This is a genomic window from Mesorhizobium sophorae (assembly GCF_002270415.1).
Classification (GTDB): Bacteria; Pseudomonadota; Alphaproteobacteria; order Rhizobiales; family Rhizobiaceae; genus Mesorhizobium; species Mesorhizobium sophorae.
The window spans coordinates 1183770-1196850 of sequence record NZ_NNRI01000022.1 but is presented as its reverse complement, the minus strand read 5'-3'; the positions used below and the strand labels follow the sequence as shown (position 1 = coordinate 1196850).

The 13081-nt window shown below is 58.3% G+C and carries 11 protein-coding genes and 2 pseudogenes; 8 read left to right on the top strand and 5 right to left on the bottom strand.

What is annotated here, in order from left to right; translation table 11 throughout:
* Positions 1–11: 11 nt before the first annotated feature.
* Positions 12–1031: an ATP-dependent DNA ligase gene (locus tag CGZ66_RS37000; protein ID WP_095091505.1), complete on the bottom strand. Its 1020-nt coding sequence runs from the start codon at positions 1029–1031 to the stop codon at positions 12–14.
* Positions 1028–3676, bottom strand: coding sequence for a DNA ligase D (gene ligD, locus CGZ66_RS36995; protein WP_095091504.1), 2649 nt, complete (start codon positions 3674–3676; stop codon positions 1028–1030). The genes CGZ66_RS37000 and ligD overlap by 4 nt, the downstream gene beginning before the upstream one ends.
* A gap of 294 nt (positions 3677–3970) precedes the next feature.
* Between ligD and CGZ66_RS36990 the strand changes: the two genes are divergently transcribed.
* From CGZ66_RS36990 to CGZ66_RS41250, 3 genes are all read left to right on the top strand, one after another.
* Complete coding sequence (locus tag CGZ66_RS36990; protein ID WP_095091503.1) at positions 3971–4975, top strand: L,D-transpeptidase family protein; 1005 nt, start codon at positions 3971–3973, stop codon at positions 4973–4975.
* Positions 4976–5047: 72 nt separating this feature from the next.
* Positions 5048–5647 carry an outer-membrane lipoprotein carrier protein LolA gene (locus CGZ66_RS36985; protein WP_245331382.1) on the top strand — a complete coding sequence of 200 codons (600 nt, stop codon included), beginning with the start codon at positions 5048–5050 and terminating at the stop codon, positions 5645–5647.
* Positions 5644–6876, top strand: coding sequence for a DUF72 domain-containing protein (locus tag CGZ66_RS41250; protein WP_245331381.1), 1233 nt, complete (start codon positions 5644–5646; stop codon positions 6874–6876). Before CGZ66_RS36985 ends, CGZ66_RS41250 begins: the two co-directional genes overlap by 4 nt.
* Positions 6877–6884: 8 nt before the next feature.
* Here CGZ66_RS41250 and CGZ66_RS36975 read toward each other — a convergent pair whose 3' ends face one another.
* Positions 6885–8000, bottom strand: coding sequence for a YihY/virulence factor BrkB family protein (locus CGZ66_RS36975; RefSeq protein ID WP_425352338.1), 1116 nt, complete (start codon positions 7998–8000; stop codon positions 6885–6887).
* A 210-nt stretch (positions 8001–8210) separates the two neighbouring features.
* On the opposite strand from CGZ66_RS36975, the gene CGZ66_RS41245 reads away from it, so the two are divergent.
* The 5 genes and pseudogenes from CGZ66_RS41245 to CGZ66_RS36960 all read left to right on the top strand — a co-directional run.
* Entirely contained in the window at positions 8211–8462 is a 252-nt protein-coding gene (locus CGZ66_RS41245) for a YMGG-like glycine zipper-containing protein (protein WP_245331393.1), read from the top strand.
* 448 nt (positions 8463–8910) lie between these two features.
* On the top strand, positions 8911–9072 hold the full coding sequence (locus tag CGZ66_RS41940; protein ID WP_425352337.1) for a DUF6894 family protein: 162 nt from the start codon (positions 8911–8913) through the stop codon (positions 9070–9072).
* A 60-nt stretch (positions 9073–9132) separates the two neighbouring features.
* Positions 9133–10689 carry an ISL3 family transposase gene (locus CGZ66_RS36965; RefSeq protein WP_095091500.1) on the top strand — a complete coding sequence of 519 codons (1557 nt, stop codon included), beginning with the start codon at positions 9133–9135 and terminating at the stop codon, positions 10687–10689.
* A gap of 122 nt (positions 10690–10811) precedes the next feature.
* A complete protein-coding gene (locus CGZ66_RS39670; RefSeq protein ID WP_143748954.1) occupies positions 10812–11018 on the top strand; it encodes a hypothetical protein in 207 nt (68 codons plus the stop codon).
* Positions 11006–11302 (top strand): annotated as a pseudogene (locus CGZ66_RS36960) (YihY/virulence factor BrkB family protein); the annotation flags it as partial. The gene CGZ66_RS39670 and the pseudogene CGZ66_RS36960, both read left to right, overlap by 13 nt.
* A gap of 72 nt (positions 11303–11374) precedes the next feature.
* Here the strand turns inward: CGZ66_RS36960 and CGZ66_RS36955 are convergent.
* Complete coding sequence (locus CGZ66_RS36955) at positions 11375–11956, bottom strand: alpha-ketoglutarate-dependent dioxygenase AlkB (RefSeq protein ID WP_095091499.1); 582 nt, start codon at positions 11954–11956, stop codon at positions 11375–11377.
* 190 nt (positions 11957–12146) lie between these two features.
* Positions 12147–12415 (bottom strand): annotated as a pseudogene (locus CGZ66_RS36950) (low affinity iron permease family protein).
* Between the last annotated feature and the right edge of the window lie 666 nt (positions 12416–13081).

Below are 13081 nucleotides of genomic sequence, written 5' to 3'. Positions count from 1 at the left end.
AGACGAGCGCTTCATTTTTGCAAGATCTGTTCGAACGTGCACTGCCCCGGATTCTTGTCGGGCCGCCATCGAAGGAATTTGGTGCCGTGCCGGAAGCGATCGCCGGTCACGTGATCGAAACGCACTTCTGCGACCAACTCTGGCCGCAATGGCTCCCACTGCCCGCTTCTTTCCGTGCTCCAGCGGCTGGGGCCGCCGGGCGCCTTGCCTGTAAAGCCAGGCGGCGCTCGCAAAGCCTCAAGTCGTCGCGTTAGCGTTGTCCGGTCTTGCTGCGCGATTGTCGATGTAAATCCCACATGGTCGAGTTTGCGCTGATCATTGTAGAGGCCAAGCAATAAGGAGCCGACCTCGCGCGAGTTCGCCAGGTAGCGAAACCCTCCGACCACGCAATCAGCAGTGCGTAGGCGTTTGATTTTGACCATGGTGCGCTCACCAGGCCGATATTCGTCATTGAGGAGCTTGGCGACGACGCCGTCCGTTGACCCCTGACCCGAGTCCCCGAGCCACTTCTTTGCAGTCGTCAAATCCTGGGTACAGCTCGACAACTCAAGGCCGGTACTTTCAACCGACTTTAAGAACGCCTCCAGCGCTACGCGCCGTGCGGACAAAGGCTGATGGATCAAGCTGGTACCGGGATTGGCCAGGATATCAAACAAGATCAGTCTGGCCGGGGTTTCCATCGACAGTTTTCGAATCCTGCTTTCTGCCGGATGCAGCCGCATCTGGAGTGCGTCAAAAGAAAGCGAGCCATCGACTTCGATAACGATCTCGCCATCGACGACGAATTCCGTGGCTTTCAGCTCACGCAAAATCGAGACGACTTCCGGAAAATATCTGCCGAGCGGCTTACCTGATTTTGCTCGCAAGTCCACCTCATCGCCAGCTTTGAAGGCCAGACATCGAAACCCGTCCCATTTGGGTTCGTACTGCCATTGGCCGGTGTTAGCAGGCAACGCGTCGGCAGCCTTTGCCTCCATCGGCGCAGTATCCAACGGAAGGCGAAAAAGCGGCTTCACATTTTTCGATGTCATGCGGCGAGCTTTGCTGAACCCATCCGTTTGATGGCACTGCTGATCGACCGTTCGCCGTCATTATAGTCCGCCCAGGCGACGGTCTTCTTCAGGAGGCCCGGCACGGTGCGGACGGTATATTTTTTCGGATCGAGATCCGCCCTCACCTGCCCCCATGTCAGCGGCATCGATACAGGCGCACCCTCTCTGGCGCGGGGAGACAGCGGTGAAACGGCTGTCGCCATACGATCATTTCGAAGGTAGTCGAGAAAGATCCGAGACGTCCGCAGCTTCTTGGCCATGTTGACGAGATAGAGGTCTGGACGGTCCGCCGCCATTTGCATGCACACCGCCTTCGCGAAGGCCTTGGCCTCTGGCCATGTCGTTTTGTTACGCTGGGTGGCCAATGGGGTGACAACGTGCAGGCCCTTGCCGCCCGTCGTCTTGCAAAAGCTCACCAAGCCCAGATCTTCAAGACGATCGCGCATTTCCTTCGCTGCGGCTACCACCTCGGCAAAGGCAACCTCCGGACCAGGGTCGAGGTCGAAGACAAGTCGCCCGGGAATTTCAGGATGATCGGCCTGGCAATTCCAGGGATGCAGCTCCAGGCCACCGATCTGGGCGATCGCGGCCAGGCCCTCAACGCGGTCAATCTGAAGATATGGCTTGTGGTCGCCGAAGACTGTCACCAACTCCAGCAGATTCGACGTGCCTGGCATTGCGTGGCGCTGGAAGAACTGCTCGCCGGCGTATCCATCAGGGGCTCGGACAAGCGAACAGGGGCGACCTTTGAGATGTTCGATCATCCAGGGGCCAATGGCCTCAAAGTACTCTGCAAGATCGAGCTTGGTGACCGGCTGGCCACCGTCGCCGGCATTCGGCCACAGCGGCTTGTCAGGCTTGGAGATGATGACGCCCAGGACGACCGGGCTTTTCCCACTCCGGGCAGTTGCCTTGGCGGGTTCGGCAATCTGCGTCTTTTGAGGATCAGCGGGTCGCTCGGCCTCAACCTCTCTCGCGGGCTTGTCTTCGCGCAAGCCTTTGAAGGCGGCCTGCCTGACATTGCCGCCGCCAGTCCACCCGGCGAATTCGATTTCCGCAACCAGTTCGGGCTTTGTCCAAAAGACGGTTGAATCCTTTTTTGGCGTGCCATCGCCAGTGAATGGCGACTTGACCGCCTGCATCTGCTTCAGCCTTGGCAGCAGTTGCTTGACCTTTGCCTCGCTGTATCCGGTTCCGACACGGCCGATGTAAGCGAAATGCTCGCCCCGATTGACGCCGACCAGCAACGATCGGAATTTGCCATTAGTGGTGGCCCAGCCGCCGATGACGACCTCATGCCCGGCGCGGCATTTCGATTTTGCCCAGGTGTCGGTCCTGCCTGAGACATAGGTTGCATGAGCCTTTTTGGAGACAATGCCTTCAAGCGACAGACGACAGGCGGAGCGCAGCACCGCATCGCCGCCATTGGTGAAATGCTCGACATAGCGGATAAGATTTTCCTCGCCGCGATCGACCTCACCGAGCATCGCACTCAGTCGCTCCTTGCGTCCCAAGAGAGGCAGGTTTCGCAGATCAACGCCGTTGGCGAATAACAGATCAAAGGCAAAGAAGATGAGATCGTTTGTGCGGCGCTCGGACAATGCAGCTTGCATGGCGGCAAAATCGGGCGCGCCATTCTCGCCGAGCGCGACAATCTCGCCATCGATGATGCCATCGGGAAGGCTGGCCGCCTCCTTTGCGATGGCGCCAAACTTCTCCGTCCAATCCAGGCCTTTTCTGGTCTTCAACGTGGTGGCGTTATCCTCGACCCGCAGCTGGACGCGGTAGCCATCGAACTTGATTTCATGGACCCAATTCGCTCCCGCTGGCGGCCGGGAAAGCGTCTGGCACAGCTGCGGTGCGATGAAGTCGGGCATTTTCGCCGCCGAAGCACGAGAAGTTCGTTCGGGGCGCGTAGATGGCTTTGACGGCTTGGCGGCGCGCTCGTCAGCAGCATGGCCGCGATTGCCGTTCCACACGGCATCCGCATCGGCCACCCCTGAGCCTTGCATCATGAATGGCTTCGGTCCGGCACCCTTCCCCGCGGCAATCTTATCCATGCTTCGTCCAGAGGCGACGGATCGGTCCTGCGCCAGCACCGCGTCGCCATTGCCATCGGTCGCGTATTTGTCGCGATGCTTGATCAGCAGCCAGTTGGTGCGTTTGCCTCCATTGCGATCATGCTTCATGCGCACAAGGACAAAACTTCCGTGCAGGCGCTTACCGTCGAGCGTGAACTTAAGATCGCCTTTTTCCAAAGCCTGTTCAGCTGACATAGAGCCTTCCGGCTCCCAGTATCCCCGATCCCACAGCTGCACGGTGCCACCGCCATATTGGCCCTTGGGGATGGTGCCTTCGAAGTCGCCATAGTCTAGCGGATGGTCCTCCACCTCGACTGCGAGACGTTTGTCGTGAGGATCCAGCGACGGTCCCTTGGTAACGGCCCACGACTTGAACACACCATCAAGCTCAAGGCGAAGATCGTAGTGCAGCCGCGTGGCCGCGTGTTTCTGAATGACAAATCGAAGCCGGTTAGATTTCCCGATCGTGCTTGCGCCGCTGGGCTCTTTCGTCTTGGTGAAATCCCGCTTGGCCCTGTAGGTGGAAAGCTCGCCCTTTGTCATGGAAATGCCCCGGCTGATGACGCAACGCGAGTTTCAACGCGGTGGGCGAGATTTGGTTCGACCAACTCTGGAATCGGACAAGCAATGGATCAAAACCTTTTACTGGGAAACTGCGACCACCGCATCGAAGCCGCCACTTCCGCGTCGATTGCAGCACTGTCGGAAGCAAGAAAGGGACAGGCCAGTCGCCAGCGACCTGTATCGTGACCGACAATGTTTAGCTCCAGGGAATGGAACCAGATCTCCCGTGCAGCGTCATAGAAGCAGTGTCGTGCAGCTCCAGGAGTGACATTGATGATCAGGCCCGTTCTTGTCGCAGCCGCTGTGCTCGTCCTCGCATGCGGCAGGACAGAGGCGGCGAAGCTGGACCGAGCCGCCGTCAACAATGCCCAATTCGACGACGGCGAAGCGAAGGGCGTCAATCCTATCGTGCTGAAGGCGCAAATCCTTTTGGATCGCGCGAGGTTCTCGCCGGGCTTGATCGACGGCCGCGGAGCAGAGAACTTCGCCAAGGCGGTCCGGGCATTTCAGGCGGCGAACGGATTGCCCGCCGATGGCAAGCTCACCCGGGAGACTTGGGACAAGCTAGTCGCAACATCCTCAAGCCCGGCCCTTGTGACCTACGAGCTGACACGCAAGGATGTGCGTGGACCGTTTACCAAGCGAATTCCGGCTCGCATGGAAGGAATGGCTCGCCTGCCTAGGCTTGGCTATCACAATGCGGTGGAAAAGATGGCTGAACGCTTCCATACCAGCGGACAGCTGCTCGAAAGGCTCAATCCCGGCATCAGCTTCAGGGTTGCCGGCGCAAAGTTGCTGGTGCCAGCTATCGCCCGAGGCGATCCTCCCTCGGTTATTGCCAGAGTTGAGGTCGACAAGAGCGCTCGCCAAGTTCGCGTGCTCGACTCTTCCGGCAAAGTGCTTGCAGTGTACCCCGCTTCGATCGGGAGCCAAGAGAAGCCGGCGCCGAGCGGCCAGGCAGAAGTCAAACGCGTGGTGCACAACCCGACCTATCATTACGATCCTGACTTCGCCTTCAAGGGGGTTAAGACCAACCGCCCATTCACTATAGCGGCCGGGCCAAATAATCCGGTCGGATCGGTATGGATTGATTTGTCCATCGAAAGCTACGGCATTCACGGTACGCCCGAACCGGGCAAGATTGGAAAGACCTTCTCACATGGTTGCATCCGGCTGACCAATTGGGATGCTGAAGACCTCGCTTCTGAGGTGCAAAAGGGCACAAAGGTTATCTTCAAAGACGAAACGGTGGAGTCGGTTGACGAGGGCCTCCAGTAGGCGCGTTGCTAGGTGAACTTGGACAATGGTATGGCCTCTAAGAGGAAAAGACTGCGTGGTTGGTGTTTCGTCATGGTCGGCGCTGCCGCGACAAATCTTGGATTTACAACTGCGCTCCCGGCTGCACCGGTAGACGCGCAGGCGATTGCCGATCACTTCTCCTCAATAAAATCCATGTCTGGGGACTTCGTCCAGTCCGGCCCAAAGGCGGAACGGACCAGTGGCAGGTTTTTTCTCCAACGCCCGGGCAAGATCCGATTCAACTACGCCGGCCAATCGGGGATCATCGTCATTGCCGATGGCAAATCGGTAGTCGTGTATAATAAGAAGCTTAAGACCTCGCGGCTTTATTCGCTCTCGAAGACGCCACTCAAGCTGCTACTCGACAATAAGGTCGACCTCTCTGGCAGCCGGCTCAAAAGCATCAGGGAGGAAGGCGATCTGATAATTATTAAACTATCTGACAAATCATCCTTCGGTAATTCAAATATCTCTATGGTGTTTGACAGGAAAAATCTCGACTTACGAAAGTGGAGCCTTATAGACGAGAAGGGATTGACCACGACGGTAACAATCTTCAACGTGAAGCAGGGCGGTCGCGTTGCCGAGGGAACCTTCACTATCGATTACGCGGCAAACCGGGAGAACAACACCTCAACGAAGTCGCGTTGAAGTTGTTGGTTCGACTCTTCTCTCCCGATACCCCCGGGGACGCGGCCAGGGTCGCTTTTGGTATCCGCGTCGTCCTTCAGGCGAGCTTCGATCTGCCTGTAGAGCTCATTGAGCTTCGTTTCGGTTTCTTGAACGCGGCATCAGCGCACGCATTCAGGGCGGCCTGGCGTTTTCGAGAGCTGGTCGCATCGTCGCATCGACATCGACACCAGACTTTGTACTTAGATCCGTACCCCGATGGCAGCGATCCGCCCCTGCGCCACTTTGGCCAGTTGCCACGGAGCCATCCGGCCGTGCCCCGCGTTAAAGGCGGAAAGGGTAATTTCATGGGTTCGGAAGCCATCAAACGGAAAGCACTTGGACCCGAGGAGCGCCGTGAGCTGCGTAGGCTGCGCAGAGAGAAGCAGCGAATTGAAAACGTTGGACGTGCCGACAAGATGCATACCGCCCGATTGGCCGGGGCAATAGGAGAGCGTGACACCGTCTCGTGTTTGCAGGCATCTGCCTATGTCGGGTGCTCGGGATGGTTTTACTGGAAATGGCGGGGACAGTTTTATCCGACGGATCTGCCCACCAGCCAATGGTTCAACTATTACGCGAAACGATTCGATACTGTCGAAATCAACGCATCCTTTTATTCTTGGCCAACCGTCACAAATGTCAAAAGCTGGCTTCGGCAACCCGGAAAAAGCAGTTTCGTCTATACGGTAAAGGTCTGTGAGCTGATTACCCACATCAAGAGGTTTCAGGGGACCAAAACCCTCGTAAAGGATTTTGGAATGATGGCCGATATCCTCGGTGAGAGAATGGGCTGCTTTCTCTTCCAGCTCCCGCCCAGTTACCATTTCACTAAGTCACGACTGAACGGCATTCTCAGCCAACTCGACCCGGCCCGGCGCAATGTGGTGGAGTTTCGTCACGCCAGTTGGTGGAACGAGACCGTATACTCGGCCTTTCGGAATACAGGCACAATTTTTTGCTCATGCAGCGGCCCTCGTCTTCCGGATGTCCTCGTGCGTACAGCGGAGGATGTCTACGTGCGGCTCCACGGTCCAGAGCGCTGGTACCGGCATGATTACACCAGAGACGAGCTAAGCGGATGGGCTGACAAGATCCGCGCCAGTGGCGCAAGGAGAGCTTGGGTCTATTTCAACAATGACTATGAAGGCTTTGCGCCAAGGAACGCCCTGGCAATGCGGCGCTTGCTAGAGGAACAAACCCTCAGATGATCAACCGCCTAGGGGCGGCGAAGACCTAGCATAAGCGCGGTCATCGTTGCGCTCGCGCACGCCACCGCCAACAGCGCCACCACGCCAGCAGAGTTGGACGTTTTCTTTGCACGAAATGGGACGTCTCTTGCGGGCGAAGCACTGTGAACCAGCGCGTTCAGATCGGACCTGCTGCCGTGTCGAACAGAATAGGCGCGAGTGAATTCGGCGCCGAGAAGAAAGATCTCCGATGAGTAGTACACCCACAGGAGTATGACGAGCAGTCCACCGGCGGCCCCATACGAGGATGCGATCGCACTACTGCCGATATACCAGCCGATAAGTGATTTTCCGAGGGTGAACAGGGCAGCCGTCGCCACAGCACCAATCCCTACGTCGCGCCATTCGAGGGTTCGATCTGGCAAAACTTTGTAGATTGCCGCGAACATCAACGAGATCAGGACAAATGAGACGACCGCGTTGATCATGCCGAGGACGATTGTGCCAAACGGCAGGTGAGGGTTGATGATGGTTCCCAGTGCCGCGATCGCTGCGCTCGCAACGAGCGACACGAGCAACATGAAACCCAGCGCAGCGACCAAACCCAGACTTGCTGCACGGGCCCGGACTAGACGCGACAACGAACTCCCCTGAGGTTCGACCTTCCAAATCGAATTTAGTGATTGCTGCATTTCGCCAAAGACGCCCGATGCGGCCACCAACAACGTCACAATTCCGATCACCGCGGCCCAGGTTCCGGATAATCTGCTCGAGGCGCTCTCCAGCGCGGTCTGAAGAAGATCTGCGCTTTCTGGCCCCATCAGCCCCGAGATTTGCGCGGACAAAGCCAATTGAGCCGCATCCTGACCGAAAACGAGGCCTGCAATAGCGACCACAATTAGCAAAATTGGGGCCAGGGAGGTGGCGGCGTAAAAAGCCATTGCCGCCCCATGGCTAAGCGCATTGTCGTTGACGAAGCCGACTACGCTTTCTCTCACCAAGGCCCATACGTTTGTGATCGAGGGTCGCATTTTGCGTCCGTAGGCATTTGCAATGGCGTCCAGTACCAATACGGTGGAGCTTTCGATGTTCCGATTGGGCGCGCCCGTGGGTTCAGGAATTGGATCGGAACTCTTTGTGGACAACCTGCCGTGAGCCCGAGGTGAGAAGTGCTGAGCACTCCCTCGATTTCCCGATACTGACCAAATCCTGCTATGGAAGCGTGAGCGCTCAGGTGGGTGGATCGCCGGCGCGCACAATCAATCGGTAATTTAGAAAGTCGACGGATCGAAAAAACAAATCGCGCATTTACCCCGGGCTCAATCTCGGGCCGCTGGAGGACAATTCATGAAAAAATGCTCATCTTGAGCCTTATCGTCCCGCTCGGAGCATGTTCGCGCACCGAGCAGGGCGCTGCAGTCGGTGGTCTGGGTGGAGCGGCAATTGGTGCAGCCGTAGCCGGCGATCCCGTCAAAGGCGCGATCGTTGGCGGTGCCGCTGGGGCCATTGCGGGCGCGGTGATCGGGCATGCCAGTGAAGCCGGTCAGTGCCGCTACAGAGATCGTCATGGGCGTGTCTACATCGCACGGTGTCCCGACGGGTATTGATGCTGTTAAGCCGCGTGATCTGATCAGTGGATCACGTGGCTCAACGCTCGGTGTCACGGCGTGCTGTTCACTATCCGCGCTTCCTGCATCCGCGCTTCCTACAGGAGTGATGCCCAATGGAACCGAGGAACCCGATAAACTCGCGGGCCTGTGCTTCAGTTATTTCGCTAGCCAGCCAGTGGCTACCACAAGGCGCATATTTGCCCGAGGAAGGCGCTACCACATATCGGGTCCCGCTTGCGACAAAGGCAAGCCAGAAGACCACTTAGCTGCGGTGACGTTGGCCCTTCATGCTATCGCCAAAACGCGCTGGTATACGGGAGACAGGGCATCCTAGAAGCACCATCGCCTGCTTGCCGCTCTCGCGCTGCACCGACGCCATTCCGGAACATTTCCAGACTTTTCAGGTTAACAGATATCGCGAAATATCGATGTTGTCGGAGGGCGTATGTCTCGTTACTTTTTTGACCTTCATGATGGGCAAGCCTTCACCAGAGATCCGGATGGTCTGCTTTGCGAGTCGCTAAAGGAACTCAGTTTCAAAGCGGTCGACGTCCTGTCAATCGGCCCGCAATTGGGACCCTGGATCGGCTCGCAAAAGGGGCTCTGACTCAGTTTTGATGACATTGTGACGTCGGCTGGCACTGGTTTCACAAAAGGAATCAATGCCATGGGCCAGGCCCTCCGACCATCGACTCTCGTCCCTCGCGGCTTTGTTGTTGAAGATGCCGCCAGTGCGGTCGACGCGACGCTCATCACGATCCGACCTTTGAGCATGGCGAGTGCCTGTCCGGGCTGCGGAACGAGATCGGAGCGGATCCACAGCCGGTATCAGCGGCGCTTGGCGGATCTGCCGTTGGCTGGAAAGCCTGTTCGGCTGGTCGTCCTGGTGCGCCGGTTCCACTGCGACGCGGTTCTGTGCGGCCGGCGAATCTTCGCCGAGCGCTTTGACGAGGGCGTCCTGGCGCCATGGGCGCGGCGAACCGCTCGCCTCGACGATATCGTTCATCATCTTGGGCTTGTTCTGGGCGGGCGCCCGGCAGCGGGCTTCGCCCGGAGACTGATGCTGCCAGTGAGCAACGACACCCTGCTGCGCGTCGTGCGGCGGCGCGGCAGCCCGCGCTTCGTTCCGCCAGCCGTGATCGGGATCGACGACTGGGCGTGGCGACGCAACCAGCGCTATGGAACCCTCATCTGCGATCTGGAGCGGCGCAAGACCATCGCATTGCTGCCTGACCGGGAACCAGCGACGGCTCAGGCCTGGCTCTCTGACCAGCCTCAGATCGGCATCGTCGCCCGCGACCGTGGCGGTGGCTACGCAATGGCTGCAGCCAAGGCTCTGCCGAAGGCGATCCAGGTGGCCGACCGTTGGCACTTGATGGAGAACGCCAGCCGCGCCTTCCTCGACGCCGTGCGCAAATCCATGCGCCAGATTCGGTCCGCGATCGGCGCAGTCACGATCAATCCCGACCTGCTCACTGCCGCCGAGCGGATCCAATATGAGGGATATCTTCGCCGGGAAGACACCAACGCCGCCATTCTCGGCCTGGCCAAGACCGGGGTGACGATCAAGGAGATCGTTCGCCGGACCGGGTACAGCCGCGGCCTTGTCCGTCGCGTCATGCGCGGTCAACGCTCGGATATCTTCCGCGTCCGCGAGAACTCGCTCGAACTGCACCTGCCATGGCTCGACGCCCAGTGGTCGGCCGGACGGCGGAACGGCGCCGAGCTATGGCGACGGCTCAAAGGCCAAGGGTTCCGTGGTAGTCTTCGGGTTGTCACCGAGTGGGCTACGCGCCGTCGGAAGGCGGAAAAGGTCGATGGTGGCGCCTTGAGCCGGGCGCCCTCGGCGCGGACCATAGCGCGGCTGATGACCGTCGGTCGCGACAACCTCTCCAAGTCCGAAACCGTCCTTGTCGCCGCGATTGAGGGCGGTGTGCCCCAGCTGGTCGATGCCCGAGGAATCATCGCCGCCTTCCAGGCCATGATCCGCAAGAAGTCTCTCGTCGATCTTGAGCCATGGCTGGAGCAAGCTCGATCGGGCCTTGTTGCCCCCTTCGCCAACGGCATCGTCAAGGACCGAGCGGCTGTGAGCGCGGCGATCACATCTCCCTGGTCCAATGGCCAAACCGAGGGGCAGATCACCAAACTCAAGCTCGTGAAACGCCAAATGTACGGCCGAGGAAAACTCGACCTACTCCAGGCGCGCGTCATCGGCGCTGCGTAGGCTCCATCACCACCAAAAGTGCGTCAGAGCCCTTATTCCACGCCGAAACACAGCTCGGGCCCGCGATGGAACTTCAGAGCGCACGGAATGTTCCAAAGAGCCGACTAAGGAGAGGTTCCGATATGACGAAAGCTTCTTTGCACATGCTGAAGGGAGTGGGTTATCTCATCTCGACGGCGTGCGTGATCATGCTCGCCCTCGTAAGCTGGTCGAGCGCTTCGAAAAGCTTTGTGCTCACAGCCTGCCTGGTTGGCGGCGCCGCTTTATCGATCATCGGCATGTTATGCCGCTGGGTGACATATGAGATTGAGAAGCGTGGCGATGGCTGAGTTGGGGAGCCTTGATCGCGACCACTGTCTGGATCGGGGCATCGTGGCTCTTCTCGTTCTATCTGCAGCATTTCGCCAACTACAACGCCACGTACGAATCGCTTGGCGCGGTGGTCGGCTTGATGATGTGGACTTGGATTTCAGTCATCATCCTTATTGCCGGCGCCGCCATCAACGCGGAGATGGAACATCAGACGGCTGTCGACTCGACCACGGGCCCTGCCCTGCCCATGGGCAAGCGCGGTGCGGTCGTCGCCGACACATTAGGCAAGACTGCGGATTGATATTTCGGCTCGCCGGATCCCCTCTGCAGTGCTTGCCGGTCCGAACGCGCCGCCCACGCATTTGATTTTGGCCTACAGCCGCAATGTTCGCAGCGTGACTGAATAGCGATGCTTGGCCAAAGGCGGAATGCTGTGTTCCCATTCGCTGCGCGCCGGGCCTGACATGAGATAGGCTGACCGCGGTTCAACCGTGATGGTCTGACGATCCCATCTGTCCCCGTTCTTACGACGCAGCCTGAAGTCACACGGTGCCAGAAGCGACACGCCCGCAATCAACTCATAGTGCGGTTTGTCGCGATGCCACCCAATGCCGGCGCCTGGACGATATTCGTTGATCAGCATCTGAGCCAAGTTCTGTTCAGGGACGCACGCAAACGCAGCGACCTTCTGCCGAAGCGGCAGAAGAAATTCCGGCATGGGCGCCTCGACCACCTGACGCCGCTGATAGTCATAGCGCGTTCCGAAGCTGACGACATGGCGATTGGCGAGGTGGCCGTCGAAATCGAACGGTTCGAACGTCAACTCCTGGAGCGCGGACACGAGAAATGCCTCATCCTCAGGCGTGATAAGTTCCGGCAGGTAGTGGAAGCCGTTCGGCAATGCGTTGGCCGAACCGAACAGATCAAACTGAAAATAAGAGGCTTTGGAGATCATGCTGCATAGATGGTTTTGAAACGAATGTTGGACAAGGCCCCTCAGGCCGTGCCCTGCACTTAGCGCTTGGCGGGGATCGAGGTTACTGGCGAGGGCAGCCCGATCGATGACGAGACGGTGACAATCGAGAAATCTGCCCAAAGCAGCGGACGCTCCTCGGCGGGCGCGGACCGACATTCTGTCGCTCCCGTCATGGCCCAAGTTTTTGGGCCGCTTCCTCTTCCAGCTTCACGAGCTTTTCCCTAATCTCCTCCGGATCAGCATGCTCCATGCCGACAACGTCGTTTCTGGTTTCGTCGAGTGCAATGATGATCTCGTCAAGCTTGGCGTGGATGGCGGCGGTGTCGCGATAGCCTTGTATGAGTACAACACCGCAACCGAAAGGGCATAAGTAACCGAATTGGTCAGGCCGAACGGTACAAGCGCGGTGAGGCTCAGATGGCGACTCCTCCGATTGATACCGAGAGCTTGTGGGTTATCTCGTCGACCGAAATGACATCGGCCCTTCGTCCTTGATCGAGGAAGTTGATTTCGCATGTGCTCAGCTCGCGAAGACTTTCGGTTTGTTGCTCAGTCGACCTCAATAATCTTTCGCGTTGGCTTCTTGGCGACGCCTCGAGGACTTCTTGCGGGCCAGACGCTCTGCCTCTATCGCAAGTTTGGACTCCCTATCTGCTCGCTCGATCCGTTCCTTGTCGACCCGCCGTTGGGTCAAGAAAGCCTCCCTTAGCTAGCTGACCGATGGAATGCGGCTCTTGCTAAAATGTTCCGCGCTTTAGACCCCCGTGCCGTCTAAACCACCTATCAAATGTTATGGGCAATGCGCTCCGGTAGCTTATATTGATTAGGTCGTCCGCCTCCTCCGGCATACGGACGCTTGAAAGTCAACTCAGGTGCTTTCGCCCACCAAAGGGAAGAAAGCCATGCTTGATGAGACCCCGGACCTGGGTCCCACTCCGTTGAAATTATGGAAAGCATGGGCGAGTGGTTCGTCCGAGAAATGGCAAGGCCCATGTCAGCTCCTTTGAAATAGAGGCTTACGCGCTAGCCTTTGCCGAGGGGCAACGCATCCGTCTTGGTTTGCCGCGCGGCACAGCCGCATGACCCCAGATCAGAAAAAGTCGC